The sequence below is a fragment of the Escherichia sp. MAL-1 genome (assembly GCF_052948035.1).
The window spans coordinates 2,990,962-3,017,940 of record NZ_CM129609.1 but is presented as its reverse complement, the minus strand read 5'-3'; the positions used below and the strand labels follow the sequence as shown (position 1 = coordinate 3,017,940).

The following is a 26,979-nucleotide window of genomic DNA, read 5'->3' as shown; positions in this document are numbered from 1 at the left end:
AAGCACACAAAGGGGGAAGTGCTTACTAATTATGAAACATAAACTACAAATGATGAAAATGCGTTGGTTGAGTGCTGCAGTAATGTTAACCCTGTATACATCTTCAAGCTGGGCTTTCAGTATTGATGATGTCGCAAAGCAAGCTCAATCTTTAGCCGGGAAAGGCTACGAGACGCCCAAAAGCAACTTGCCCTCCGTTTTCCGCGATATGAAATACGCGGACTATCAGCAGATCCAGTTTAATCATGACAAAGCGTACTGGAACAATCTGAAGACCCCATTCAAACTCGAGTTCTACCATCAGGGTATGTACTTCGATACCCCGGTCAAAATAAATGAAGTGACTGCCACCGCAGTCAAACGAATCAAATACAGCCCGGATTATTTCACTTTCGGCGATGTTCAGCATGACAAAGATACGGTAAAAGACCTTGGCTTTGCCGGTTTTAAAGTGCTTTACCCGATCAACAGCAAAGATAAAAACGATGAAATCGTCAGCATGCTCGGGGCCAGCTATTTCCGCGTGATTGGTGCAGGTCAGGTTTATGGCCTTTCTGCCCGCGGCCTGGCAATTGATACCGCCTTGCCATCGGGTGAAGAATTTCCGCGCTTCAAAGAGTTCTGGATCGAGCGTCCAAAACCGACTGATAAACGTTTAACCATCTATGCATTGCTTGACTCGCCGCGTGCGACAGGTGCTTACAAATTCGTGGTTATGCCAGGGCGTGACACGGTTGTGGATGTGCAGTCGAAAATCTATCTGCGCGATAAAGTCGGCAAACTGGGGGTTGCACCGTTAACCAGTATGTTCCTGTTTGGGCCGAACCAACCGTCGCCTGCAAATAACTATCGTCCGGAGTTGCACGACTCTAACGGTCTCTCTATCCATGCCGGTAATGGCGAATGGATCTGGCGTCCGTTGAATAACCCGAAACATTTAGCGGTCAGCAGCTTCTCCATGGAAAACCCGCAAGGCTTTGGTCTGTTGCAGCGCGGTCGTGATTTCTCCCGCTTTGAAGATCTCGATGATCGTTACGATCTCCGTCCAAGCGCATGGGTGACTCCGAAAGGGGAGTGGGGTAAAGGCAGCGTTGAGCTGGTGGAAATTCCAACCAACGATGAAACCAACGATAACATCGTCGCTTACTGGACGCCGGATCAGCTGCCGGAGCCGGGTAAAGAGATGAACTTTAAATACACCATCACCTTCAGCCGTGATGAAGACAAACTGCATGCGCCAGATAACGCATGGGTGCAACAAACGCGTCGTTCAACGGGGGATGTGAAGCAGTCGAACCTGATTCGCCAGCCTGACGGTACTATCGCCTTTGTGGTCGATTTTACCGGCGCAGAGATGAAAAAACTGCCAGAGGATACCCCGGTCACAGCGCAAACCAGCATTGGTGATAATGGTGAGATAGTTGAAAGCACGGTGCGCTATAACCCGGTTACCAAAGGCTGGCGTCTGGTGATGCGTGTGAAAGTGAAAGATGCCAAGAAAACCACTGAAATGCGTGCTGCGCTGGTGAATGCCGATCAGACGTTGAGTGAAACCTGGAGCTACCAGTTACCTGCCAATGAATAAGACAACTGAGTACATTGACGCAATGCCCATCGCCGCAAGCGAGAAAGCGGCATTGCCGAAGACTGATATCCGCGCCGTTCATCAGGCGCTGGATGCCGAACACCGCACCTGGGCGCGGGAGGATGATTCCCCGCAAGGCTCGGTAAAGGCGCGTCTGGAACAAGCCTGGCCAGATTCACTTGCTGATGGACAGTTAATTAAAGACGACGAAGGGCGCGATCAGCTGAAGGCGATGCCAGAAGCAAAACGCTCCTCGATGTTTCCCGACCCGTGGCGTACCAACCCGGTAGGCCGTTTCTGGGATCGCCTGCGTGGACGCGATGTCACGCCGCGCTATCTGGCTCGTTTGACCAAAGAAGAGCAGGAGAGCGAGCAAAAGTGGCGTACCGTCGGTACCATCCGCCGTTACATTCTGTTGATCCTGACGCTCGCGCAAACTGTCGTCGCGACCTGGTATATGAAGACCATTCTTCCTTATCAGGGTTGGGCGCTGATTAATCCTATGGATATGGTTGGTCAGGATTTGTGGGTTTCCTTTATGCAGCTTCTGCCTTATATGCTGCAAACCGGTATCCTGATCCTCTTTGCGGTACTGTTCTGTTGGGTGTCCGCCGGATTCTGGACGGCGTTAATGGGCTTCCTGCAACTGCTTATTGGTCGCGATAAATACAGTATATCTGCGTCAACAGTTGGCGATGAACCATTAAACCCGGAGCATCGCACGGCGTTGATCATGCCTATCTGTAACGAAGACGTGAACCGTGTTTTTGCTGGCCTGCGTGCAACGTGGGAATCAGTAAAAGCCACCGGGAATGCCAAACACTTTGATGTCTACATTCTTAGTGACAGTTATAACCCGGATATCTGCGTCGCAGAGCAAAAAGCCTGGATGGAGCTTATCGCTGAAGTCGGTGGCGAAGGTCAGATTTTCTATCGCCGCCGCCGTCGCCGCGTGAAGCGTAAAAGCGGTAATATCGATGACTTCTGCCGTCGCTGGGGCAGCCAGTACAGCTACATGGTGGTGCTGGATGCTGACTCGGTAATGACCGGTGATTGTTTGTGCGGGCTGGTGCGCCTGATGGAAGCCAACCCGAACGCCGGGATCATTCAGTCGTCGCCGAAAGCGTCCGGTATGGATACGCTGTATGCGCGCTGTCAGCAGTTCGCGACCCGCGTGTATGGGCCACTGTTTACAGCCGGTTTGCACTTCTGGCAACTTGGCGAGTCGCACTACTGGGGACATAACGCGATTATCCGCGTGAAACCGTTTATCGAGCACTGCGCACTGGCTCCGCTGCCGGGCGAAGGTTCCTTTGCCGGTTCAATCCTGTCACATGACTTCGTGGAAGCGGCGTTGATGCGCCGTGCAGGTTGGGGGGTCTGGATTGCTTACGATCTCCCGGGTTCTTATGAAGAATTGCCGCCTAACTTGCTTGATGAGCTAAAACGTGACCGCCGATGGTGCCACGGTAACCTGATGAACTTCCGTCTGTTCCTGGTGAAGGGTATGCACCCGGTTCACCGTGCGGTGTTCCTGACGGGCGTGATGTCTTATCTCTCCGCTCCGCTGTGGTTTATGTTCCTCGCGCTCTCTACTGCATTGCAGGTAGTGCATGCGTTGACCGAACCGCAATACTTCCTGCAACCACGGCAGTTGTTCCCAGTGTGGCCGCAGTGGCGTCCTGAGCTGGCGATTGCACTTTTTGCTTCGACCATGGTGCTGTTGTTCCTGCCGAAGTTATTGAGCATTTTGCTTATCTGGTGCAAAGGAACGAAAGAATACGGCGGCTTCTGGCGCGTTACATTATCGTTGCTGCTGGAAGTGCTTTTTTCCGTGCTGCTGGCTCCGGTACGCATGCTGTTCCATACGGTCTTCGTTGTCAGCGCGTTCCTTGGCTGGGAAGTGGTGTGGAATTCACCGCAGCGTGATGATGACTCCACTTCCTGGGGTGAAGCGTTCAAACGCCACGGCTCACAGCTGCTGTTAGGGTTAGTGTGGGCTGTTGGGATGGCGTGGCTGGATCTGCGTTTCCTGTTCTGGCTGGCACCGATTGTCTTCTCGTTGATCCTGTCACCGTTTGTTTCGGTGATTTCCAGCCGTGCCACCGTTGGTCTGCGCACCAAACGCTGGAAACTGTTCCTGATCCCGGAAGAGTATTCGCCGCCGCAGGTGCTGGTTGATACCGATCGGTTCCTTGAGATGAATCGTCAACGCTCCCTTGATGATGGCTTTATGCACGCAGTGTTTAACCCGTCATTTAACGCTCTGGCAACCGCAATGGCGACCGCGCGTCACCGCGCCAGTAAGGTGCTGGAAATCGCCCGTGACCGCCACGTTGAACAGGCGCTGAACGAGACGCCAGAGAAGCTGAATCGCGATCGTCGCCTGGTGCTGCTAAGCGATCCGGTGACGATGGCCCGTCTGCATTTCCGTGTCTGGAATTCCCCGGAGAGATATTCTTCATGGGTGAGTTATTACGAAGGGATAAAGCTCAATCCACTGGCATTGCGTAAACCGGATGCGGCTTCGCAATAAAAACGTAGTTGCCTGATGCGCTACGCTTATCAGGCCTACATCGTTCCTGCAATTTATTGATTTTGCAAGACTTTGTGGGTCGGATAAGGCGTTCACGCCGCATCCGGCAAAAACAACGAGCCAATAAAAATACCGGCGTTATGCCGGTATTTTTTTACGAAAGAGGTATCAAATGCGTTTAATTGTGGTGAGCATCATGGTGACCTTGCTGAGTGGCTGTGGCAGCATTATTAGTCGCACTATACCGGGGCAGGGGCATGGCAACCAATATTATCCCGGTGTGCAATGGGATGTGCGTGACTCCGCATGGCGTTATGTCACGATCCTTGATCTGCCATTCTCTCTGGTTTTTGATACTTTACTGCTGCCGATCGACATTCATCATGGCCCGTATGAGTGATTAACGTTCATCCCACTCATCAGCTGCTGCGCGTCCTTCCTCGGTATCCAGCGGTGGCTCAAGCTGAAATTCCCCCTCGTCCCATTCATGTAATGTATTCTCTTCCTGCCACTCCTGGCGTATCTCTATCTCATCATAGTCGCCATCAAAAACACTTTGCGCGGCTTCACCGCTAAGCATAGGTAAACATTCACCTTCTTCCCCTTCGTCGGCAAAAAACTCAACTTGCCACATGATGTCGCCGTCCTGCAAAACGTATTTTTGGGCATTGAACTGTTGCACATTCGCATCTTCGGCGTCGATGCCGGGGTTGTCTGCAAGAAATTCTTCGCGTGCAGCGTCAATGGCTTCTTCAAGCGTTGCGTACATGGTCATCACGATTCTCCCTTTGAGTTGATGAGGTTTCAGGGAAAAGGATAGCTGATTCTCCGCTTTTGCAAGTATGAAAGGCGAAAAATCAGTTCGATACCTGGGGTATTCGACGACGACGTAGACTGTTCCATGAATAGACTGCGTTGAATAACACTACGCCAGCGGTGACGAGAAATACCGCTCTGAAACCGTAGTTCGCTGAAATCGCTGCTCCCATCAATGGTCCGGTAACGTTGCCAATATCACGAAACGATTGGTTATAGCTGAAGATACGCCCGGCGATCTGGTTGCTCGAGTTGTAAACCAACAGTGTCTGTACGGCGGGGAGTAGTGCACCATCGGCGGCACCGAGCAAAAAACGTAAAATCCCAAGTTGCAATGGCGTCTGAACGTAAGACATTGGGATCAACAGCAGTACAGAAAAGATCAGCGCTGTAATCAGGATCTTTTCGGGTCCGATTCGATCGCCAAGTTTGCCGAGTCGTGGTGCACTTAGCAGAGCCGCCACGCCTGGCACCGAGGCGATCATGCCACTGATAAAGGCGACGTTACTGACGTTACCCGCCAGTTCGCGGACATACAGCGTCAGAATGGGGGCAATTGAGCCCGTCGCCACCTGGATGATTAACGTAGTGACAAACAGGCTGAGTACCAGTTTCGGGTTTTTAAGTGATGTCACCACTTCCCGCATGTGCAGCATCTCTTTTTTGCTGACCGGCTGGAATTTTTCTCTGATGCAAAACAGGGTGACGAAAAAGCAGAGTATGAGCACACTGGCGGTAATAAAGAATACCGGACGTAAGCCGTAGCTATCGGCGAGCAGGCCGCCAGCCATTGGGCCGAGCAACGCACCACTAACGCCGCCTGTGGAGAGCGTACCCAGCGCCCAGCCGCTTTTATTACGCGGTACTTGTGTGGCGATAAGAGCATTAGCGTTGGGGACAAATCCGCCAAGTAACCCAAGAAGCGCCCGCAGGATCAAAAACTGCCAGATATTTTGTGCCAGCCCCATCAACACCATCACGATGCCCATGCCGAGGGCAGAGCGTAATAGCATGAGTTTTCGGCCTTTACGGTCGGCGAGTCCACCCCAAAACGGTGAGGCGATGGCCGAAAATAAAAATGTAATGCTGAAGACAATACCGGACCACATATTCAGGGCGGAGTGACCGGTAACGCCAAGCTGCTCAACGTAGAGGGGTAAGAAGGGCATTACCAGACTGAAGGCGGCACCGGTAAGAAAACAGCCTAGCCAGGCGACGATCAGGTTTCGTTTCCAGTTTATAGGGGTGTCATTTTCACAGGGTGACATAGCAATCCGCTGTTGGTGCGCCAGGCGCGGTGAACATAAGAAGAAAAGATAAGCACACTAATTATGCGCCCGACTTCCAGGGGGCGCAATCCAGAGAGCTTTTATCGCTAAATCAGGGGGATTTGCTGTGGTAATGCCGGATGCCATTCTGAAGCATCCGGCATGGGAGATTTAATAGCGTGAAGGAACGCCTTCCGGGCGTGTTTTAAAGCGACGGTGTAACCACATATACTGCTCTGGTGCCATCATGATGCATTTTTCGACCACTTTGTTCATCCACGCGGCGGTAGTTTCGGCATCATCCAGTGGCGGAGAACACTCTGGCGGCAGCATAATCAATTGATACCCTTTGCCATCTGGCTTACGGCGTGGAACGAAGGGCACCAGACATGCGCCGGACATCCGTGCCAGCATCCAGGTTCCGGTCGTGGTCGCAGCCTGCTCAACGGCAAACAACGGGACGAAAACGCTTGAGCGCGGGCCGTAATCATGATCCGGTGCGTACCAGACCACTTCGCCTTTTTTCAGGGCTTTAATCATGCCTTTTAAATCTTTGCGGTCGAGCATCGATTTATTTGAGCGCAAACGGCCCCAGGTTTGTAGCCAGTCAATCAGTGGATTATCGTTCGGGCGATAAACGCCAATACCCGGTTCCTGCATACCAAACTGCCGCGCACCCAGCTCCAGTGTCAGAAAATGGATGCCAACTAACAGGATGCCGCGTTTTTGCGCCTGCACGTCACGAATGTGTTCCATGCCGATCACTTCCGTCCAGCGGGCGATTCGGCGGTCCGGCCAGAACCACGCCATGCCGGTTTCCATCAGGCCCATGCCAACGGATTCGAAATTCTTCACCACCATTTTACGGCGTTCTTGTTCGCTCATTTCCGGGAAGCACAGTTCCAGGTTGCGATGCACAATTTTTGCGCGTCGTTTCATAAAACGTAACGCCAGTTTTCCTAATCCACAACCGAGGCGGTAGATAACCGGGTAGGGCAATTGCACGACTAACCAAAGTACGCCAATACCCAACCAGGTTAACCAATAACGCGGATGAAGCAGTGCGGTGGAGAACTTGGGTAGATTCGTCATATCAATCCTGTTTTTCAACCTATTCGGGCAATTGTATGTATTGTCGCATTTTTTCGCCCGCAACCAAAATTTGTGGCTGAAGACTGGGCGAAATTGCCGCGCTTGTAAATAACAAATAATTTTTAATGCGCAAATGTAGCGTAAAATGTGTGGATGTTAATTATCGATAATTGCTATATCATGCCGCGGATTTTTACTTTCCCATCTCGCAGGAACCGTACACCATGCCAGTGTTACACAACCGCATTTCCAACGACGCGCTAAAAGCCAAAATGTTGGCTGAGAGCGAACCGCGAACCACCATTTCGTTTTACAAGTATTTCCACATCGCCGATCCTAAGGCGACCCGTGACGCTTTATATCAGCTGTTTACCGCGCTGAATGTTTTTGGGCGAGTGTATCTGGCGCATGAGGGCATTAACGCGCAAATCAGCGTACCTGCGAGCAATGTTGAAACATTTCGCGCGCAGCTCTATGCCTTCGACCCGGCTTTAGAGGGTTTACGCCTGAATATCGCGTTGGATGATGACGGGAAATCCTTCTGGGTACTGCGCATGAAGGTACGCGATCGCATTGTTGCCGACGGTATTGACGATCCTCACTTTGATGCCAGCAATGTTGGTGAGTATCTGCAAGCGGCGGAAGTGAACGCCATGCTTGACGATCCCGATGCACTATTTATCGACATGCGTAACCACTATGAGTATGAAGTGGGGCACTTTGAAAACGCGCTCGAAATTCCGGCAGATACCTTCCGTGAGCAGCTGCCAAAAGCAGTCGAGATGATGCAGGCACATAAAGATAAAAAAATCGTCATGTACTGCACCGGCGGCATTCGTTGTGAAAAGGCCAGTGCCTGGATGAAACATAACGGATTCAACAAAGTCTGGCATATCGAGGGCGGAATTATTGAATACGCCCGTAAGGCGCGCGAGCAGGGCTTGCCGGTGCGTTTTATTGGCAAAAATTTTGTTTTTGACGAGCGGATGGGCGAACGTATATCGGATGAGATTATCGCGCATTGCCACCAGTGCGGCGCGCCGTGCGACAGCCATACCAACTGTAAAAATGATGGCTGCCACCTGCTGTTTATTCAGTGTCCAGTATGCGCGGAAAAATACAAAGGTTGTTGTAGTGAGATTTGCTGCGAAGAAAGCGCGTTACCGCCAGAAGAACAGCGACGCCGTCGGGCAGGACGTGAAAATGGCAATAAGATCTTTAATAAGTCTCGTGGACGTCTGAATACAACACTGTGCATTCCTGATCCAACAGAATAAATATCATTGCCGGATGCGTGCCATCCGGCAACATTTCACGCTTACTTCTGCTGTACGCCTTCCACTGAAATAATCAGATCCACTTCCTGAGAAGCTGGACCTAAATCTGTCTTGATATTGAAGTCCTTGAGCTTAATTTTGCCTTCGGCCTCGAAGCCTGCACGTTTACCACCCCATGGGTCGTCGCCCTGACCAATTAATTTCGCTTCCAGCGTGACGGGTTTGGTTACGCCATTCAGCGTCAGATCGCCGGTAATATCCAGTTCGTCACCGTCTTTCTTCACGCTGGTGGAGGTGAATGTTGCCTGTGGATATTTTGCGGTATTGAGGAAATCTGCACTGCGAAGATGTTTATCGCGTTCGGCGTGATTAGTATCGACGCTGGTGGTGTTAATTGTCACATTCACTTTATCGGCAGCCGGATTTTTTTCGTCAAAGGTAAAAGTACCGTCGAAATCTTTAAAGGTGCCGTATAACCAGCTATAGCCAAGGTGCTGGATGCGGAAATTAACAAAGGCGTGCTGACCTTCTTTGTCAATTTTGTAATCGGCGGCAACCGCTGAACCGGCAGAGAACATCAGGGACGCGAAGGTTAAACCAAGCAGGCTTTTTTTCATTTTTTATACTCCATAGTCAGATGACGACTTTCCCAGCATGCGCTTCAGAGTGTCGTCTTTATCGATGAAATGATGCTTCAGGGCCATAAATCCGTGCATAACGGACAGTACTACGACGCTCCACGCGAGCCAAAAATGCAGGGCACCGGCAAAGTCTGCCTGTGCGCCAGCATCGGCAAGGGTCGCGGGGACGTCAAACCAGCCAAAAACGCTGATCGGTTTACCATCGGCAGTTGAGATCAGATAGCCGCTGATGCCGATGGCGAAAAGCAATAGGTACAATGCGAGATGTCCAGCTCTTGCGGCAAGACGAGTCATGGGCGAATAACTCGGCAGCGGACCCGGCGGTGGAGATATGACACGCCACAGAACGCGAATAACCAGCCCCATCATTAACAAAATACCGATGCTTTTATGCAGTTCGGGTGCTTTGTGATACCAGCCATCGTAATAACTGAGCGTGACCATCCACAGACCTAAAGCAAACATGCCGTAGACAATAATTGCGCTTAGCCAATGGAAGGCCGCAGATATAACACCATAGCGTTCAGGGGTATTTGTGAATGACATAAGTGCATCCAAAACGAATTTGCGAGAGAAAGAAAATGGCGTGTCGGAGAATGAATTGCAACACAAAAATAACAAATTGAATGATATTTATTTTTATTTCAATAATTTTGAATTAATAATGAAAGAATCTTCATAAGTTTAGTGGGTTCAGCATCAGAGATGTCTGGTGAGTGCTGTAGAAGCAGGAATAATCTCATTCAATTTTTCACGCTAAATGAAAGGGAGATTAAATATTTGTCAGTTTATGTCAGTGCGGAAAACTAAAAATAAAACACATAGATCAGATCCATAATTGCCAACAATCCCCAGAGAAAAAGATAAAGCATCAGATGCTCGCGAATATTATTGATGAGATAGTGCAACAGCCGACGCATTAAATACTCCTGTAAAAACGGCCTCATTCTGGAGGCCGTAATGATGATTATTGGAAGCGGGAAAGCCTGAATGGCGTTAAATCAAAATCGCTTTTTTTGTCTTGCGCAAAATCGGCAGCTATTTCCCCTAAAACAGACGCAAATTTAAAACCGTGCCCGCTCAGGCCGGTAATGAGCAGTGTATTATCGTGACCGGGTAGGGTATCGATAATAAAATCTTCGTCAGGCGAATTATCATAGGTGCAGGCAGCGCCGTACAGGCAGCAACCGATACCCGGCAAGACATTGCGCAAGAACGGGAAGGCTTCCGAACCATCGCTGACCACTTCCGCAAACGGAACACGTTCATCCGCTGAATGGATAACCTGGCCTCCGTTATGTTTGCCAATCTTCAACGCGTCGTTTTCTGCCGGAAAACCATAATATTGATCGCCATTGGGCAGTTCACCGGTAAACGCCGGGAATTTATTCTTCACGCTATAGCGACCATCGGCCTGATACCAGGCAAATACTTTGCGTACGGGCTGGACAGGCAGCTCCGGGAGCAGGTCTTTTACCCATGTTCCCGCGCAGACAATCGCTTTTTTCGCCTGATACTCTCCGTCAGCCGTTTCAATAGTTACGCCATCATCGTCATGACGAATTGCGGTGACCGGGCAGTTGAACAGCTGCGCACAGCCCGCTTCCTTCGCCAGTTGGATCCAGGTTTTAATCGCCAGTTCGCTGCGCAAAAAACCGGAATCAGTCTCAAATAAGCCGATGTAGTTGTCCGGGACGCGTATTTCTGGCCAGCGGGCCATAATCCCTTGCGCGTCGAGCTTTTCGACGTTGAGTTGCCACTGTTCGGCGCTGTGGGCGACGTTGGCGAGAAATGCGGAGTCAGCCGGGCCGAGGTTAATGACACCAGAGCGTACAAAAATGGGATCATCTTCGTTGTGGCGGGAGAGCTCATCCCACAGTGTTTGCGCGCGGAGTACCAGTGGGACATACTTTTCGCCTTCACCATAAGCATGGCGAATTAATCGCGTATCGCCGTGGTGGCTGCCGTGTTGATGCGGTGGCATATGGGCGTCGGTCATTAGCACGTTTAAACCGGCGCGGGTTGCATAATACCCGGCGGCAGCGCCTACGGAACCGCTGCCAATAATGATGAGATCGTATTTCATTTTTTTCTCTCTGCTCTCATGGTTTAAGCAGAGTAATTAACTGAATGCAGATATACAACCCAGAAATGGTAAAGGCACCGGTGAGGTGCCTTTTGGGTGGATGGTCATGTCATGTTAATGACGCCGATACTCGTTTACCGGGAAATCACCGGATTCAATTTTGGCGATTCCTGCTTCTAATATCGAAATAAATTGTCTGGCAACATCAGTGGTTAACCAGAGCGTCTGACCAACTTCAGTCCCTTCCTGCTCGGACTTATTTGGGGTCTGGTAGTGCAAACGCAACATCAGCGCATCATAGCTATCAACGGTGCTGATGTCCCACCCTACGAGCGGATGAGTCTGAATGACTTCATTATTTTTTTCCATCATGGCCCCCTAATTCGTGTTACTAGACAACGTTATTCGAGGTTCAATGCGTTTTTATCTGAAGCAACTTCAGTATACCAATAAGTAAGGGTATTCACCGAATTTTTAAAGGGGGGAACAGATAAATTTCTGCTTTTAAGATTTATATGAACAATAAAACAGCATGTCATTCATATTTTTTTAGCATATTGTGCAATTATTTTGAGGAAGTGTAGAAATTTTGTACTCAAAATTCGTAAGTAAAATAAAAAAGCCGGGGCGACCCGGCAAAAACAAAAATCACTGCATATTATTCGCTGACAAACCAGTCATCGGCGCTTTCCCACGTTTCCTGGAGAATTTCGCTAATGCGCTGTTTATCTTCTTTTGTTGCGCCAATAACCGATAAATTATTCGCTGCGGCATAACGTACCGATACGTGGCCTTCATTATCAGGAAACGCATACTGAATACGGCGGGAAAGTTCGCCAGCCAGGGCGTCAATAGCCCCAGCTGGCAATGGAGAAGTTTTCGCTATGGTGACTTCAATTCGCATAATAGCCCCCTGTTGAATATACTGGTTATTTATACAGGTAAAATAACCTAATGACAACAGGAAGCTACGATTTTTATTGTTTAACGGACCAGCGTACCGTTTCCCCGGCGAGGAATGGCACCAGGGTGTCATCAGTCAGTGCGATGCTTTCAGCAACCTGTTGCTCTTCACGTACCAGTTCGATGAATGTGTCGTTGACCGGCAAGCCATAGAACTGCGGGCCGTTTACAGAACAGAATGCTTCAAAGTGCTGCAGAGCATTCATCTCTTCAAAGACGGTAGCGTAACTGCCCAGCGCGGTTGGGGCGTTGAAGCAGCCCGCGCAGCCGCAACTGCTCTCTTTGCGATGACGTGCATGTGGCGCAGAATCCGTACCGAGGAATACTCGATTAAAACCGCTGGCGACCAGTTCACGCAATGCCTGTTGGTGAATATTGCGTTTGAGGATGGGTAAACAATACAGGTGCGGACGCACGCCACCAACCAGCATATGGTTGCGGTTAAACATCAGATGCTGCGGAGTGATGGTGGCAGCCAGCCGTTCATTTCCGTCACGGACATAGTCGGCTGCGTCTTTGGTGGTGATGTGTTCAAAAACGACTTTCAGTGCAGTCAGGCGCTGGCGCAGCGGTTCCATCACGCTTTCTATAAAGCGCGCTTCACGATCAAAAATGTCGATATCTGCATGTGTCACTTCACCATGCACCAGTAGCGGCATACCGATTTTTTCCATGCGCTCAAGTACCGGCATGATTGCGTCAACTGACGTAACGCCGTGGCTGGAGTTAGTGGTTGCGTTTGCCGGGTAAAGTTTTGCAGCGGTGAACACGCCTTCGTTAAATCCGCGCTCCAGCTCATTAGGATCCAGCGAATCTGTTAAATAACAGGTCATCAATGGGGTGAAATCGTGCCCGGCAGGTACGGCATCAAGAATACGCTGGCGATACGCCACGGCAGCCTCAACGGTGGTCACGGGCGGAGCCAGATTGGGCATTACGATAGCCCGTCCATAAATTTCGCTGGTATACGGCACGACAGTTTTTAACATGTCGCCATCGCGGAGGTGAAGGTGCCAGTCGTCTGGGCGGCGGATCTTTAATACCTGGGATGGTGCAGTCATTAATCTCTATGCTCCGGCTGAAGGGATGTTTTTGCCGGACACAAAGGATAAGCGGAAACGTTTTCCTTTGCACGAAAAATAAAGGGCGCGAATGCGCCCTCGTCATTAATCCGTAAACGGAATGACAATTTCGCCTGGCTTCACTTCAATGCCTTTCGCCAGTTTTTTCGCCATTGCTTCGCCCTGACTGCCATCTTCGCGCAGGACGTAAGCAGGTTGCTGGTTAAAGTAATTGCGTAATGCCTGGTTCAAATAGGGAAGCAACGTTTGCATCACCGTTTGCATTTTTTCCGGTTGTACCGTCGCATCGACCACTTCCATCTCTTTCAGGAAGATCGCACCTTTTTCTTTATCAAACACGGGCAGCGCTTTCAGCTTCAGTTTCATGGTCGCTTTCTGACTACCGAACAGGGAGTTCATGTCCAGATTGGCGTCTCCGGTTAGGGTAACCTTATTCGGCTCTTCGCGACCAATTTGGCTGGTCAAGTTTGTCAGAACAATATGGGCGTCAGCCACGCCGGGTAAACCGATATCTTTTGAGAAATTATTATGTTTCGCAAGCGACTGGTTAATTTCTTGTTCGGTGATGGTGTATTGGGTGAGTTGATTACAGCCAACGAGCAGGCCACTGACGATCAATGCAGCGGCAAATAAAAACTTGTTCATGGTAGTCCTCGACATGAAATCTGCGTCAATATCCTGACACAACGCAGCATGTGTCACCAGCGATAAACTCGCCAGCAGAAAAAACTGAAAACGGCGGCAACCCGCGAATACAGGCTGCCGCGGCGGGTCAGGATTAAATCGCCATTGATGATAACAAATTGATTTGTGTCTGTTTCGCCATATTATCGCGGTAATCAGCAACGCGGCTTGGCCAGTTGATTCCGGCTACCAGCGTCAGATTACGCAGTAGCGGAAATAGCTGAATATCATCTTCCGAAAGTTCGCCATTCACGGCGTTCGGTTTGACGATCAGTTTGTCCAGCGCACGCAAATCATCGCTGATATTCTTAATCAGACCGTCAGAGTGGGCCAGCAGGTCGGCAAAATTACCCGCGCTGGCCTCTTTCTTGTCGACGAAATATTTGCGCGCGGCGGGAGTAGAAAACTCATCAAATGCCGATTTGGCAAAACGCGGCAACAGCAGTTTGTTGGCGTAGCCATTGACTTTGCGCAGCCACTCTTCAATGGCAGGGGAACGTTTGCCGGTCAGTAACGGTTTGCCGTCGAGTTTATCGACATAGTGAACGATATCCATGCTTTCTGGCATATAGCGGCTGTCATCTTTTTGCAGAATGGGAACCTGTTTTTGACCGACCATCCGGGTGGGTGTTTCTGCGTCGTCGTTGAGCAGAACATGTAATTCGACGGGGATATTTTTCAGGCCGAAAATCATGCGGGCTTTGAGGCAGTAAGGGCAGTGATCGTAAATGTATAGCTTCACGTGACTCCTCCATTTGGCTGTCAGTTCACTTTCAGTATGGAGGAGTCAGGGGGGAGTATCAAATCAGGCGTCGCGTTCCAGCAAACGACGCGCGGCGCGTTTTTGACTAAACTGCCAACCCAGCGCAAGGAAAGTGAAGATGCCAATAATTCCCAGCATCATCCACGGAAGCTCTGGCTGGTGCGCCGATTTGCCCAGGTCAAACAGCCAGCCGCCACCGATATAACCAATAGCGCCACCAATCGCCAGACCCAGACGGCTAAACCCCATATAGCTGCCGCGAGCTCTTGCGTCCGCCAGCGAAGCACTTAAGGTTTCACGCGCAGGCTCGGCAATGATCGACCCGATATAAAACAGACAAATCAGGGTGAAAAGTTGTTGCAGGCCGCTGACCATGCCCACCGGCATCATGCTTAATGACATTATCAACAGCCCAGCCATCAACCGGTGTTCCAGACGAAAATGCTTTTCACTCCAGCGGGCGATAGGATAGAGCAACGTTAACGACAGACACGCTTCAATGGCATACATCCATTTAACGGCAGAGGGCGCGCCCGCCACGTCGTTGACCATAATTGGCAGCATCAGCATCACTTGAACAGCCAGCATGTAGTAACCCGCCAGCGTCAGGACATAGGTGACAAAACGCTTGTCGCGCATCACGCGGGTCATGCCTTCGCGAACGGGCGTGCGTACGGTGGAGAGTTTCCATGCCGGTAATAACCACGCATTGAACGCTGCACACAGTACAAACAAAACGGCCCCTGTGGCGCAGACCAGGCGAAAGTCGTATTGCAACAGCCAGCTCCCCAACAATGCGCCAATGACCGCACCGGCACTGTCCTGCATCATCAACAGCGAGAAAAAACGACCACGTTGTTGTGGACGGATTAGTTTCACCACCAGCGCCGAACGCGGCGGATCAAACAACGTGCCGCCGAGTCCCGAAAGCAGGCATGAAAACCACAATAGCCACGGTTCGTGGGCGATACCCATTGTGGCGAATCCGGCGGCACGCATCAGCATACCGGTAACAATCATCGGTTTGGCACCAAAGCGGTCGGCAATTGCGCCGCCGAAAATACCCAGACCTTGCTGAATAAATTGGCGTAGACCGAGAGCAATACCGACCATGACGGCGGCCCAGCCCATTTGATCAACGAAGCGGATAGAGATCAGCGGGAAGACAACAAAGAACCCCAGCACGACCAGCATATTATCGATGAGCAGGAAATATTTACCCAGGTTCCTCGCCTGCGACACGCGGGACATTTCCCCTCCCGGGAAATAAAAGATGAGCACTTTCTATTCTGCATTGCCGCTAAGACTTTTCCCATCACTTCGGGGACAATATTTTTTTATCAAAACGTCGCTTTGATAGAGAGTTTTTATCAAATATGTGAATAATGCAGAAAATGGCATTTTGGACTTTTCACAGGGTCTGGTTGCGCAGGTATAGTAATACTTACAGCGTATTAAAGACGTTACGGGAAGGAGTAGGTATAGAATGTTTGGCTATCGCAGTAACGTGCCAAAAGTGCGCTTAACCACAGACCGACTGGTCGTGCGTCTGGTGCATGATCGTGATGCCTGGCGTCTTGCGGATTATTACGCAGAGAATCGCCATTTCCTCAAGCCCTGGGAGCCAGTGCGCGACGAAAGCCACTGTTATCCATCAGGCTGGCAGGCCAGGCTGGGGATGATTAACGAATTTCATAAACAAGGTTCAGCTTTCTACTTTGGCTTATTCGACCCGGACGAAAAAGAGATTATTGGCGTTGCCAATTTTTCCAATGTTGTTCGTGGCTCTTTTCATGCCTGCTATCTCGGTTATTCGATTGGGCAAAAATGGCAGGGCAAAGGACTCATGTTTGAAGCCCTGACCGCAGCCATTCGTTATATGCAGCGCACCCAACATATTCATCGCATTATGGCTAATTATATGCCGCACAATAAACGCAGCGGTGATTTACTGGCGCGACTGGGTTTTGAAAAAGAAGGCTATGCGAAAGACTATCTGTTGATTGATGGACAATGGCGCGATCACGTACTGACGGCATTAACTACCCCAGACTGGACGCCCGGCCGCTAAGGAGAATCTCATGAAATATCAACTTACTGCCCTTGAAGCTCGCGTGATTGGTTGCTTGCTGGAAAAGCAGGTGACCACGCCGGAGCAATACCCGCTCTCAGTCAATGGTGTAGTCACGGCCTGTAATCAGAAAACGAACCGTGAACCGGTCATGAATCTGAGTGAATCCGAAGTGCAGGAACAGCTGGATAATCTGGTCAAACGTCATTATCTACGCACAGTGAGCGGTTTTGGTAATCGGGTCACCAAATATGAGCAACGTTTTTGTAATTCAGAATTTGGCGATCTGAAACTGAGCGCAGCGGAAGTGGCGTTAATCACCACGTTGTTATTGCGTGGTGCCCAGACGCCAGGTGAACTGCGCAGCCGCGCCGCGCGAATGTATGAATTCAGCGATATGGCGGAAGTGGAGTCGACGCTGGAACAACTGGCAAATCGCGAAGATGGTCCTTTTGTGGTGCGTCTGGCCCGCGAACCGGGTAAACGCGAAAACCGCTACATGCATCTTTTCAGTGGTGAGGTTGAAGATCAGCCGGCGGTGACGGATATGTCGAACGCGGTTGACGGTGATTTACAGGCCCGCGTCGAAGCCCTGGAAATCGAAGTGGCAGAACTGAAACAGCGTCTTGATTCGTTGCTGGCCCATCTGGGAGATTAAAGTGAAAAAATTACGTATCGGCGTAGTGGGATTAGGTGGCATTGCGCAAAAAGCGTGGTTACCGGTGCTGGCGGCAGCGTCTGACTGGACGTTACAAGGAGCCTGGTCGCCTACGCGCGCGAAAGCCCTGCCAATTTGTGAAAGCTGGCGCATTCCTTATGCCGATTCGTTATCCAGCCTTGCCGCCAGTTGCGATGCGGTTTTTGTGCATTCCAGCACCGCCAGCCACTTTGACGTGGTCAGTACGTTACTCAATGCGGGGGTACATGTCTGTGTCGATAAACCGCTGGCAGAAAATCTGCGCGATGCTGAACGGCTGGTGGAACTGGCGGCGCGGAAAAAACTGACGTTGATGGTCGGTTTTAACCGTCGTTTCGCACCACTCTACGGTGAGTTAAAAACGCAACTCGCCACCGCAGCCTCGCTAAGAATGGATAAACATCGTAGCAATAGCGTCGGGCCACACGATCTTTATTTCACGTTGCTGGATGATTATCTGCATGTGGTGGATACCGCGCTGTGGTTGTCGGGCGGCAAAGCCTCTCTGGATGGCGGTACGCTACTGACTAACGACGCTGGCGAAATGCTGTTTGCCGAGCACCATTTTTCGGCTGGTCCTTTGCAGATCACCACCTGTATGCATCGCCGTGCCGGAAGTCAGCGTGAAACCGTGCAGGCCGTGACTGACGGTGCGCTCATCGACATTACGGATATGCGCGAATGGCGTGAGGAGCGCGGGCAGGGCGTAGTGCATAAACCGATTCCTGGTTGGCAGAGTACGCTTGAGCAACGTGGGTTTGTCGGCTGTGCGCGGCACTTCATTGAATGTGTGCAAAACCAGACAGTTCCGCAAACCGCCGGCGAACAGGCCGTGCTGGCGCAACGTATCGTTGACAAGATCTGGCGCGATGCGATGAGTGAATAAACCCTGTAACATCTGGCGGTAGCAATTCACCATAATCCAGGTAGACTATTCGCCTCTTTCAGCGCCTGCCTTGCAGGCGTTTTGCCCGTGGGTCTGGATTAGAACACCGATGAATTTATTAAAATCGCTGGCCGCCGTCAGCTCGATGACCATGTTTTCGCGTGTGCTTGGCTTCGCACGAGACGCAATTGTCGCCAGAATCTTTGGCGCAGGGATGGCAACCGACGCCTTTTTCGTCGCTTTTAAACTTCCTAACTTGTTACGCCGTATCTTTGCCGAAGGGGCATTTTCCCAGGCATTTGTACCGATTCTGGCGGAATATAAAAGTAAGCAGGGTGAAGACGCCACGCGGGTCTTTGTCTCTTATGTTTCTGGCCTGCTGACACTTGCGCTGGCGGTTGTGACGGTCGCTGGCATGCTCGCCGCACCGTGGGTGATCATGGTGACCGCGCCAGGCTTCGCTGACACAGCTGACAAATTTGCCCTGACCAGCCAGCTACTAAAGATTACCTTTCCCTATATCTTGCTGATCTCCCTGGCGTCGCTGGTGGGAGCGATTCTGAATACGTGGAACCGCTTCTCGATTCCGGCGTTTGCTCCAACACTGCTTAACATCAGCATGATTGGTTTCGCGCTGTTTGCCGCACCGTACTTTAACCCACCGGTGCTGGCGCTGGCGTGGGCTGTTACGGTCGGCGGCGTCCTGCAGCTGGTGTATCAGCTACCGCACCTGAAGAAGATCGGCATGCTGGTCCTGCCGCGCATTAACTTCCACGATGCCGGAGCAATGCGCGTGGTGAAACAGATGGGACCGGCGATCCTTGGCGTCTCTGTGAGCCAGATCTCCTTAATCATCAACACCATTTTTGCCTCGTTTCTTGCTTCCGGTTCGGTGTCTTGGATGTATTACGCCGACCGCTTAATGGAGTTTCCGTCCGGTGTGCTGGGCGTGGCGCTTGGCACCATTTTGCTGCCGTCGCTGTCGAAAAGTTTTGCCAGTGGCAATCATGATGAATACAACCGTTTGATGGACTGGGGGTTGCGTCTTTGTTTCCTGTTGGCGCTGCCGAGTGCGGTTGCGTTGGGCATTCTTTCCGGTCCGTTGACCGTTTCGCTGTTCCAGTACGGTAAATTTACCGCGTTTGATGCGCTGATGACCCAGCGGGCGTTAATTGCCTACTCGGTGGGTTTGATTGGCCTGATTGTAGTGAAAGTGTTGGCTCCTGGCTTTTATTCCCGCCAGGACATTAAAACGCCAGTGAAAATTGCCATCGTTACGCTGATTTTAACGCAATTGATGAACCTGGCGTTTATTGGTCCGTTGAAACATGCCGGGCTGTCACTTTCTATTGGTCTGGCGGCGTGTCTGAATGCTTCGCTGCTTTACTGGCAGTTGCGTAAGCAGAAAATCTTTACCCCGCAACCCGGCTGGATGGCGTTTCTGTTGCGTCTGGTGGTGGCGGTACTGGTGATGTCTGGCGTGCTTTTAGGTATGTTACATATCATGCCGGAGTGGTCATTGGGTACCATGCCCTGGCGCTTACTGCGTTTAATGGCGGTCGTGCTGGCGGGGATTGCCGCGTACTTCGCTGCACTGGCGGTACTGGGCTTCAAAGTTAAAGAATTTGCCCGCCGGACGGTGTAACAATGCATTCCGGCCTGCAGTGCAGGCCGGAGATAATATTCAGATCGAAATCTTTTTACCGCCGCGATGGGTTGTTGAGGTCTGACCGTTCGCCCCATATAGCGTCGGTTCCTGATGCGGTTTCAACATTTCCAGCGCCTGTTGATTGCGCTCAATCTGTCCTTCCAGTAACCAGCCGTTATGTTGATTCATTTGGCGTAGTTGCTGCGTTTTCACAGTAATTTCCTGCCAGCGTTGACTAATATCAACGCTATTTGCTGTATTGGGTTCTTTCTTGCGTAACTGTTCGAGGTAATCCAGCGTCGCCAGCAGTGAGCTTTTTTGTTCTGTAATCCATTGCAACTGGCTGCCGTTGATCTGCCCCATAGAGAGATGTTGCTGTTCTTGATCCATTACCGTTTTGAGATCGTTAAGCACAGCGGACATCTGGTCGAGGATCTCTGCAAGACGTGTCATACGATCAGTTACTCTGCAAGTCTTGCTGCGCTTCGTTGATCAGCGCATCGGCAATTTTGCCGGTGTCCATTTTTAGTTCACCGTTACGAATCGCCAGTTTTAACGCTTCGACACGTTCAAGATTGATATCACTGCTGCCGGGTTGCATCAGTTTTGCTTGCGCGTCGCTTAACGTCACACTGGTGCTGGTGGAGGCTGTTGTTTTTGCCGCCCGGGTGTTCGTTACCGGCGCGTCAGTGGTTTCGCGCGGTTGAACGGTGCTTACAGGCTTCAGAGGCGAAGTGCGATCAATACTCATGGTTTATTCCTCATTGAGGGCGCTTTTATCATGTGTTGCTTATTTATCGGCAAGGGACGGGTAATCTTTAACAGCTTACAGGTTTATAAGAATATTCCCATCTGCATCAACAACGCCGCTGACTACCTGTCCCGATACCATGCGCACCCGCGCATTCTGTGCGACGGCTGCATTGTTCAGCGCCTGACCTTCTGCGTTGGCGCTAAACCCATCACCGCTGGCGATCACATTGACGCGTTGTCCCGCTTTTACCCGCCATGCCTGGCGAAACTGGGTTAACTGGATTGGTTGATTGGGTGATAGATCGCGCAGGCTAATGGCATCAACAAGTTGATTGATATCCAGCACCGTACGCGGTGGCAGGGTATCCAGCCGTCCGCGTTTCAGTTTGACATTGCCAGCTTCCAGCTTTCCTCCCCGCGCAATGGGCATCGCGGCAACCACATAATTTCCTGTGGCCTGTACATTAACCTGTAAATATCGTTTGTCGTTACCGCAGCGTGCCAACACATTCACATTGCCCCACAGGCGGGAATTATTGCTCATCGAAAGCAATGGCTGCTCGCACGGCGGTAGTAGATTGGGCGCTGTACGAATAGAAACACGAACCTCATCACTTACCCCCGCGAGCTGGGCGCTAAAAAAGGTTTGCAATTGCGATGTGAGATTGCTCGCCGCACTTAACGGACTGAACAGTATCGCAATGATCGCCACGCTACGTTTTATTGCCAGCATTTTCGCCCCCCAGCCATTTCTACAACGTGAATTGTACCTGTCCGCAATGGTCATCAACGGCATAAATAGCGACCCATTTTGCGTTTATTCCGCCGATAACGCGCGCGTAAAGGCATTTAAGCTGATGGCAGAATTTTGATACCTGCGGAGGAGATATGCTCGATAAGCTCGACGCCGCCTTACGTTTTCAACAAGAGGCGCTCAATCTGCGCGCCCAGCGTCAGGAAGTGCTGGCAGCAAACATCGCCAATGCCGATACCCCTGGTTATCAGGCGCGCGATATCGATTTTGCCAGTGAACTTAAAAAAGTCATGCAACGTGGACGGGATGCAACCAGTGTGGTTGCACTGACGATGACCTCAACGCAACACATCCCGGCGCAGGCGCTGACGCCTCCTACCGCAGAACTGCAATACCGTATTCCGGACCAGCCTTCGCTTGACGGTAATACCGTCGATATGGATCGCGAACGCACCCAGTTTGCCGATAACAGCCTGCAATACCAGATGAGCCTTAGCGCGTTGAGCGGGCAAATCAAAGGCATGATGAACGTTTTACAGAGCGGAAATTAACGGATGGCACTGCTGAATATTTTTGATATCGCCGGGTCGGCGTTAACTGCCCAGTCCCAGCGCCTGAACGTGGCGGCCAGTAATCTGGCGAATGCTGATAGCGTGACCGGTCCCGATGGACAGCCATATCGGGCAAAACAGGTGGTATTCCAGGTTAACGCTGCACCAGGTGCTGCGACAGGCGGCGTAAAGGTTGCCGATGTTATAGAAAGTCAGGCCCCGGACAAACTGGTTTATGAACCGGGTAATCCGCTGGCAGATGCAAAGGGCTACGTAAAAATGCCGAACGTTGATGTCGTCGGGGAGATGGTTAACACCATGTCGGCGTCACGCAGCTATCAGGCCAATGTTGAAGTGCTCAACACGGTGAAAAGCATGATGCTGAAAACCCTTACGCTCGGTCAATAAAGGAGAAAGCTATGTCCATTGCGGTAACCACCACCGATCCGACAAATACCGGCGTCAGTACCACCAGCAGTAGTTCGCTCACGGGCAGCAACGCCGCAGATTTACAAAGCAGTTTTCTGACTTTGCTGGTGGCGCAGCTGAAAAACCAGGACCCGACCAATCCAATGGAAAACAACGAGCTGACGTCGCAACTGGCACAAATCAGCACGGTCAGCGGGATTGAAAAACTCAATACCACGCTCGGATCTATTTCCGGACAGATTGATAACAGCCAGTCGTTACAGGCCAGTAACCTGATCGGTCACGGCGTGATGATCCCCGGCACCACTATTCTTGCGGGAACCGGCAGTGAAGAAGGGGCTGTGACCACGACCACGCCGTTTGGTGTTGAGCTGCAACAGGCGGCAGACAAAGTTACGGCCACCATCACCGATAAAAATGGCGCGGTTGTGCGCACCATTGATATTGGTGAACTGACCGCCGGAGTTCACAGTTTCACCTGGGACGGTACGTTGACTGATGGCAGCACTGCGCCGAACGGTTCTTACAATGTAGCGATTAGCGCCAGTAACGGTGGTACACAACTGGTTGCCCAGCCGCTGCAGTTTGCTCTGGTGCAGGGTGTGATCCGCGGCAACAACGGTAATACGCTGGATCTCGGCACTTACGGCACCACCACCCTCGACGAAGTACGGCAGATAATTTAAGCCTTCACATTTCAGGAGTCAGTCATGGCCTTTTCTCAAGCGGTTAGCGGATTAAACGCTGCCGCCACCAACCTCGATGTTATTGGCAACAATATCGCCAACTCCGCCACCTACGGCTTTAAATCAGGCACGGCCTCTTTTGCCGATATGTTTGCCGGTTCGAAAGTGGGACTGGGGGTAAAAGTTGCCGGTATCACTCAGGACTTTACCGATGGCACGACCACCAACACCGGGCGAGGTCTGGACGTTGCTATCAGCCAGAACGGTTTTTTCCGTCTGGTAGACAGCAACGGTTCGGTGTTCTACAGCCGTAACGGACAATTTAAGCTGGATGAAAACCGTAACCTGGTGAATATGCAAGGTTTACAGCTGACGGGTTACCCGGCAACCGGTACGCCGCCGACTATTCAGCAAGGGGCGAATCCGACTAATATTTCGATCCCGAATACCCTGATGGCAGCGAAAACTACCACCACGGCATCGATGCAGATCAACCTGAATTCCAGCGATCCGCTTCCTACTGTTACGCCATTCAGCGCCAGCAATGCGGATAGCTATAACAAAAAAGGTTCGGTGACTGTTTTCGACAGTCAGGGTAATGCTCATGACATGAGCGTCTACTTTGTGAAGACCGGGGATAATAACTGGCAGGTCTACACCCAGGATAGCAGTGATCCAACAGGTACAGCCGAGCCTGCAATGAAGCTGGTGTTTAATGCCAATGGCGTTCTGACCTCAAATCCAACAGAGAATATTACCACTGGCGCAATTAACGGCGCAGATCCCGCCACGTTTAGCCTGAGCTTCCTCAACTCCATGCAGCAAAATACCGGCGCTAACAATATTGTGGCAACCACCCAGAATGGCTACAAACCGGGCGATCTGGTGAGTTATCAAATCAATGATGACGGTACGGTTGTCGGCAACTATTCCAACGAACAAACACAACTGCTGGGGCAGATTGTACTGGCGAACTTTGCCAACAACGAAGGTCTGGCATCCGAAGGCGACAACGTCTGGTCTGCGACGCAATCTTCTGGCGTGGCGCTGTTGGGGTCAGCCGGGACGGGCAACTTTGGCACCCTGACCAACGGTGCGTTGGAAGCGTCCAACGTCGATCTCAGTAAAGAACTGGTCAATATGATCGTTGCCCAGCGTAACTATCAGTCTAACGCCCAGACCATCAAAACCCAGGACCAGATCCTCAACACGCTGGTTAACTTACGCTAATCGCTGACGGGATAGCTCAATGGATCACGCAATTTATACCGCGATGGGAGCAGCCAGCCAGACGCTGAATCAACAGGCGGTAACCGCCAGTAATCTGGCCAATGCCTCTACGCCCGGTTTTCGCGCGCAGTTAAACGCCTTGCGTGCAGTGCCGGTGGAAGGGCTTTCACTGCCCACGCGCACGCTGGTAACGGCGTCAACACCGGGTGCAGACATGACGCCCGGCAAGATGGATTACACCTCGCGCCCGCTGGACGTTGCGTTGCAGCAGGATGGCTGGCTGGCCGTGCAGTCCGCTGACGGCAGCGAAGGGTATACGCGTAATGGCAGCATTCAGGTTGATCCCACCGGGCAACTGACAATTCAGGGGCATCCGGTGATAGGCGAGGCTGGGCCAATTGCTGTGCCGGAAGGGGCGGAAATCACTATTGCTGCCGATGGCACAATCTCGGCGCTCAATCCGGGCGATCCGGCAAATACGGTTGCGCCAGTAGGGCGTCTTAAACTGGTGAAAGCCACGGGCAGCGAAGTGCAGCGCGGTGACGACGGCATTTTTCGTTTAAGCGCAGAAACCCAGGCCACGCGTGGGCCGGTACTGCAGGCAGATCCAACCTTGCGTGTGATGTCGGGGGTTCTGGAAGGCAGTAACGTCAATGCCGTTGCGGCAATGAGCGACATGATTGCCAGCGCGCGGCGTTTTGAAATGCAGATGAAGGTGATCAGCAGCGTCGATGATAACGCAGGCCGTGCCAACCAACTGCTGTCGATGAGTTAATTGAAAGGATACATGACAAGTATAAGTTGCCCGATGCGCAAGTTTATCGGGTCTATGGGGGCAATCGCAATTTATCGATTTTGCGAGCACTTGTAGGCCGGATAAGGCGTTTACGCCGCATCCGGCAAGAAGACATATGCACTTTGTCACTAATCCACTACAGGACATTTTATGATCAGTTCATTATGGATCGCCAAAACGGGCCTTGACGCCCAGCAAACCAATATGGACGTCATTGCCAACAACCTGGCAAACGTCAGTACTAACGGTTTTAAGCGTCAGCGCGCGGTGTTTGAAGATCTGCTTTATCAAACCATTCGCCAGCCGGGGGCACAGTCTTCCGAACAAACCACCTTACCCTCCGGATTACAAATCGGCACGGGGGTACGCCCGGTCGCCACTGAACGCTTACACAGCCAGGGAAACCTGTCGCAGACCAACAACAGCAAAGATGTCGCGATTAAAGGGCAGGGCTTTTTCCAGGTGATGTTGCCAGATGGTTCATCAGCCTATACCCGTGACGGCTCTTTCCAGGTGGATCAGAACGGGCAGCTGGTGACGGCTGGTGGTTTTCAGGTGCAGCCAGCGATCACCATTCCGGCGAATGCGTTAAGTATCACCATCGGTCGTGATGGCGTGGTCAGCGTAACCCAACAAGGCCAGGCAGCTCCGGTTCAGGTTGGGCAGCTCAATCTCACCACCTTTATGAATGACACCGGGCTGGAGAGCATTGGCGAAAACCTCTACACCGAAACGCAATCCTCTGGTGCACCGAACGAAAGCACGCCGGGCCTGAACGGCGCGGGACTGCTGTATCAAGGGTATGTTGAAACGTCTAACGTCAACGTGGCGGAAGAACTGGTCAATATGATTCAGGTGCAACGCGCTTACGAAATCAACAGTAAAGCGGTGTCCACCACCGATCAGATGCTGCAAAAACTGACGCAACTCTAAGGCTTAACCGGTGGCAGGTTCACCGGTTTACTGATTTTTGAAGATGATAGCCATGCAAAAAAACGCTGCGCATACTTATGCCATTTCCAGCTTGTTGGTGCTTTCACTAACCGGCTGCGCCTGGATACCCTCCACGCCGCTGGTGCAGGGGGCGACCAGTGCACAACCGGTTCCCGGTCCGACGCCCGTCGCCAACGGTTCTATTTTCCAGTCTGCTCAGCCGATTAACTATGGCTATCAACCACTGTTTGAAGATCGTCGACCACGCAATATTGGCGATACGCTGACCATCGTGTTGCAGGAGAACGTCAGCGCCAGCAAAAGCTCCTCTGCGAATGCCAGCCGTGACGGTAAAACTAATTTTGGCTTTGATACTGTGCCGCGCTATTTGCAGGGGCTGTTTGGTAACGCTCGTGCCGATGTCGAAGCCTCCGGTGGTAACACGTTCAACGGAAAGGGCGGGGCCAATGCCAGCAATACCTTTAGCGGCACGTTGACGGTGACGGTTGACCAGGTACTGGTCAACGGCAACCTGCATGTGGTGGGTGAAAAACAGATTGCCATTAATCAGGGTACCGAATTTATTCGCTTCTCTGGCGTGGTTAATCCACGCACTATCAGCGGCAGCAATACCGTACCGTCTACTCAGGTGGCGGATGCGCGCATTGAATACGTAGGCAATGGCTACATTAACGAAGCGCAAAATATGGGCTGGTTGCAGCGTTTCTTCCTTAACCTGTCGCCAATGTAAG

Annotated in this window: 31 protein-coding genes; 15 read left to right on the top strand and 16 right to left on the bottom strand. The window is 51.5% G+C overall.

What is annotated here, in order from left to right; translation table 11 throughout:
* Positions 1–49 precede the first annotated feature (49 nt).
* The 3 genes from mdoG (at position 50) to ACU8XX_RS15110 (ending at position 4,521) form a co-directional block, all read left to right on the top strand.
* Positions 50–1,585 (top strand): glucans biosynthesis protein MdoG, encoded by a 1,536-nt coding sequence (gene mdoG / locus ACU8XX_RS15120; protein WP_001343212.1) that lies wholly within the window; start codon positions 50–52, stop codon positions 1,583–1,585.
* A complete protein-coding gene (gene mdoH, locus ACU8XX_RS15115) occupies positions 1,578–4,121 on the top strand; it encodes a glucans biosynthesis glucosyltransferase MdoH (protein WP_001295445.1) in 2,544 nt (847 codons plus the stop codon). Before mdoG ends, mdoH begins: the two co-directional genes overlap by 8 nt.
* Positions 4,122–4,293: 172 nt before the next feature.
* Positions 4,294–4,521 (top strand): YceK/YidQ family lipoprotein, encoded by a 228-nt coding sequence (locus tag ACU8XX_RS15110; protein ID WP_001237205.1) that lies wholly within the window; start codon positions 4,294–4,296, stop codon positions 4,519–4,521.
* Here the strand turns inward: ACU8XX_RS15110 and ACU8XX_RS15105 are convergent, their stop codons facing one another.
* From ACU8XX_RS15105 to lpxL, 3 genes are all read right to left on the bottom strand, one after another.
* On the bottom strand, positions 4,522–4,896 hold the full coding sequence (locus tag ACU8XX_RS15105) for a MysB family protein (protein WP_000180056.1): 375 nt from the start codon (positions 4,894–4,896) through the stop codon (positions 4,522–4,524).
* 82 nt (positions 4,897–4,978) lie between these two features.
* Positions 4,979–6,205 (bottom strand): multidrug efflux MFS transporter MdtG, encoded by a 1,227-nt coding sequence (mdtG, locus tag ACU8XX_RS15100; protein WP_000074172.1) that lies wholly within the window; start codon positions 6,203–6,205, stop codon positions 4,979–4,981.
* A 171-nt stretch (positions 6,206–6,376) separates the two neighbouring features.
* On the bottom strand, positions 6,377–7,297 hold the full coding sequence (lpxL, locus tag ACU8XX_RS15095; protein WP_000183364.1) for a kdo(2)-lipid IV(A) lauroyltransferase: 921 nt from the start codon (positions 7,295–7,297) through the stop codon (positions 6,377–6,379).
* A 224-nt stretch (positions 7,298–7,521) separates the two neighbouring features.
* On the opposite strand from lpxL, the gene trhO reads away from it, so the two are divergent.
* The gene (gene trhO, locus ACU8XX_RS15090; protein WP_001144615.1) at positions 7,522–8,574 is read left to right on the top strand and encodes an oxygen-dependent tRNA uridine(34) hydroxylase TrhO; all 1,053 of its coding nucleotides are present in this window, start codon (positions 7,522–7,524) and stop codon (positions 8,572–8,574) included.
* A 41-nt stretch (positions 8,575–8,615) separates the two neighbouring features.
* Here the strand turns inward: trhO and ACU8XX_RS15085 are convergent, their stop codons facing one another.
* The 10 genes from ACU8XX_RS15085 to mdtH all read right to left on the bottom strand — a co-directional run bounded on the left by ACU8XX_RS15085 (position 8,616) and on the right by mdtH (position 16,044).
* On the bottom strand, positions 8,616–9,191 hold the full coding sequence (locus ACU8XX_RS15085; RefSeq protein WP_000749261.1) for a YceI family protein: 576 nt from the start codon (positions 9,189–9,191) through the stop codon (positions 8,616–8,618).
* A 3-nt stretch (positions 9,192–9,194) separates the two neighbouring features.
* On the bottom strand, positions 9,195–9,761 hold the full coding sequence (locus tag ACU8XX_RS15080) for a cytochrome b (protein ID WP_000011114.1): 567 nt from the start codon (positions 9,759–9,761) through the stop codon (positions 9,195–9,197).
* Between the two features lie 260 nt (positions 9,762–10,021).
* Positions 10,022–10,135 carry a YceO family protein gene (locus ACU8XX_RS15075; protein ID WP_001253418.1) on the bottom strand — a complete coding sequence of 38 codons (114 nt, stop codon included), beginning with the start codon at positions 10,133–10,135 and terminating at the stop codon, positions 10,022–10,024.
* A 47-nt stretch (positions 10,136–10,182) separates the two neighbouring features.
* Positions 10,183–11,301, bottom strand: coding sequence for an N-methyl-L-tryptophan oxidase (solA, locus tag ACU8XX_RS15070; protein ID WP_000872811.1), 1,119 nt, complete (start codon positions 11,299–11,301; stop codon positions 10,183–10,185).
* Positions 11,302–11,415: 114 nt separating this feature from the next.
* A complete protein-coding gene (gene bssS, locus ACU8XX_RS15065; protein ID WP_000414437.1) occupies positions 11,416–11,670 on the bottom strand; it encodes a biofilm formation regulator BssS in 255 nt (84 codons plus the stop codon).
* 289 nt (positions 11,671–11,959) lie between these two features.
* Positions 11,960–12,205, bottom strand: a complete 246-nt coding sequence (dinI, locus tag ACU8XX_RS15060; protein ID WP_001217754.1) for a DNA damage-inducible protein I — start codon at positions 12,203–12,205, stop codon at positions 11,960–11,962.
* Positions 12,206–12,278: 73 nt separating this feature from the next.
* Positions 12,279–13,325, bottom strand: coding sequence for a dihydroorotase (pyrC, locus tag ACU8XX_RS15055; RefSeq protein ID WP_000126543.1), 1,047 nt, complete (start codon positions 13,323–13,325; stop codon positions 12,279–12,281).
* A 105-nt stretch (positions 13,326–13,430) separates the two neighbouring features.
* The gene (locus tag ACU8XX_RS15050; protein WP_001295443.1) at positions 13,431–13,991 is read right to left on the bottom strand and encodes a lipoprotein; all 561 of its coding nucleotides are present in this window, start codon (positions 13,989–13,991) and stop codon (positions 13,431–13,433) included.
* Between the two features lie 133 nt (positions 13,992–14,124).
* Positions 14,125–14,772: a glutaredoxin 2 gene (grxB, locus tag ACU8XX_RS15045; protein ID WP_000780912.1), complete on the bottom strand. Its 648-nt coding sequence runs from the start codon at positions 14,770–14,772 to the stop codon at positions 14,125–14,127.
* Between the two features lie 63 nt (positions 14,773–14,835).
* The gene (gene mdtH / locus ACU8XX_RS15040; protein ID WP_000092206.1) at positions 14,836–16,044 is read right to left on the bottom strand and encodes a multidrug efflux MFS transporter MdtH; all 1,209 of its coding nucleotides are present in this window, start codon (positions 16,042–16,044) and stop codon (positions 14,836–14,838) included.
* A gap of 235 nt (positions 16,045–16,279) precedes the next feature.
* Here mdtH and rimJ point away from each other — a divergent pair, with 235 nt between their 5' ends.
* From rimJ to murJ, 4 genes are all read left to right on the top strand, one after another.
* Positions 16,280–16,864 carry a ribosomal protein S5-alanine N-acetyltransferase gene (gene rimJ / locus ACU8XX_RS15035; protein WP_000468186.1) on the top strand — a complete coding sequence of 195 codons (585 nt, stop codon included), beginning with the start codon at positions 16,280–16,282 and terminating at the stop codon, positions 16,862–16,864.
* Positions 16,865–16,874: 10 nt separating this feature from the next.
* Positions 16,875–17,522 carry a YceH family protein gene (locus ACU8XX_RS15030; RefSeq protein WP_000877107.1) on the top strand — a complete coding sequence of 216 codons (648 nt, stop codon included), beginning with the start codon at positions 16,875–16,877 and terminating at the stop codon, positions 17,520–17,522.
* A 1-nt stretch (position 17,523) separates the two neighbouring features.
* A complete protein-coding gene (locus ACU8XX_RS15025) occupies positions 17,524–18,447 on the top strand; it encodes a Gfo/Idh/MocA family protein (RefSeq protein WP_000736158.1) in 924 nt (307 codons plus the stop codon).
* 109 nt (positions 18,448–18,556) lie between these two features.
* Entirely contained in the window at positions 18,557–20,092 is a 1,536-nt protein-coding gene (gene murJ / locus ACU8XX_RS15020; protein WP_001050683.1) for a murein biosynthesis integral membrane protein MurJ, read from the top strand.
* 39 nt (positions 20,093–20,131) lie between these two features.
* Here murJ and flgN read toward each other — a convergent pair whose 3' ends face one another.
* The 3 genes from flgN to flgA all read right to left on the bottom strand — a co-directional run bounded on the left by flgN (position 20,132) and on the right by flgA (position 21,581).
* A complete protein-coding gene (flgN, locus tag ACU8XX_RS15015; RefSeq protein WP_000197340.1) occupies positions 20,132–20,548 on the bottom strand; it encodes a flagella biosynthesis chaperone FlgN in 417 nt (138 codons plus the stop codon).
* Between the two features lie 4 nt (positions 20,549–20,552).
* Entirely contained in the window at positions 20,553–20,846 is a 294-nt protein-coding gene (gene flgM / locus ACU8XX_RS15010; protein ID WP_000020884.1) for a flagellar biosynthesis anti-sigma factor FlgM, read from the bottom strand.
* 75 nt (positions 20,847–20,921) lie between these two features.
* The gene (flgA, locus tag ACU8XX_RS15005) at positions 20,922–21,581 is read right to left on the bottom strand and encodes a flagellar basal body P-ring formation chaperone FlgA (RefSeq protein WP_446908305.1); all 660 of its coding nucleotides are present in this window, start codon (positions 21,579–21,581) and stop codon (positions 20,922–20,924) included.
* A 155-nt stretch (positions 21,582–21,736) separates the two neighbouring features.
* Between flgA and flgB the strand changes: the two genes are divergently transcribed.
* From flgB to flgH, 7 genes are all read left to right on the top strand, one after another.
* Positions 21,737–22,153: a flagellar basal body rod protein FlgB gene (flgB, locus tag ACU8XX_RS15000; RefSeq protein ID WP_000884702.1), complete on the top strand. Its 417-nt coding sequence runs from the start codon at positions 21,737–21,739 to the stop codon at positions 22,151–22,153.
* Positions 22,154–22,156: 3 nt separating this feature from the next.
* Positions 22,157–22,561 (top strand): flagellar basal body rod protein FlgC, encoded by a 405-nt coding sequence (gene flgC, locus ACU8XX_RS14995; protein ID WP_001196460.1) that lies wholly within the window; start codon positions 22,157–22,159, stop codon positions 22,559–22,561.
* Positions 22,562–22,572: 11 nt separating this feature from the next.
* Positions 22,573–23,268 (top strand): flagellar hook assembly protein FlgD, encoded by a 696-nt coding sequence (flgD, locus tag ACU8XX_RS14990; protein WP_000020467.1) that lies wholly within the window; start codon positions 22,573–22,575, stop codon positions 23,266–23,268.
* Positions 23,269–23,292: 24 nt separating this feature from the next.
* Positions 23,293–24,498 carry a flagellar hook protein FlgE gene (gene flgE / locus ACU8XX_RS14985; protein WP_001400210.1) on the top strand — a complete coding sequence of 402 codons (1,206 nt, stop codon included), beginning with the start codon at positions 23,293–23,295 and terminating at the stop codon, positions 24,496–24,498.
* A gap of 19 nt (positions 24,499–24,517) precedes the next feature.
* A complete protein-coding gene (gene flgF, locus ACU8XX_RS14980) occupies positions 24,518–25,273 on the top strand; it encodes a flagellar basal-body rod protein FlgF (RefSeq protein WP_000349302.1) in 756 nt (251 codons plus the stop codon).
* A 171-nt stretch (positions 25,274–25,444) separates the two neighbouring features.
* Complete coding sequence (gene flgG, locus ACU8XX_RS14975) at positions 25,445–26,227, top strand: flagellar basal-body rod protein FlgG (RefSeq protein ID WP_000625837.1); 783 nt, start codon at positions 25,445–25,447, stop codon at positions 26,225–26,227.
* 52 nt (positions 26,228–26,279) lie between these two features.
* On the top strand, positions 26,280–26,978 hold the full coding sequence (flgH, locus tag ACU8XX_RS14970; RefSeq protein ID WP_001295442.1) for a flagellar basal body L-ring protein FlgH: 699 nt from the start codon (positions 26,280–26,282) through the stop codon (positions 26,976–26,978).
* Position 26,979: the final 1 nt, after the last annotated feature.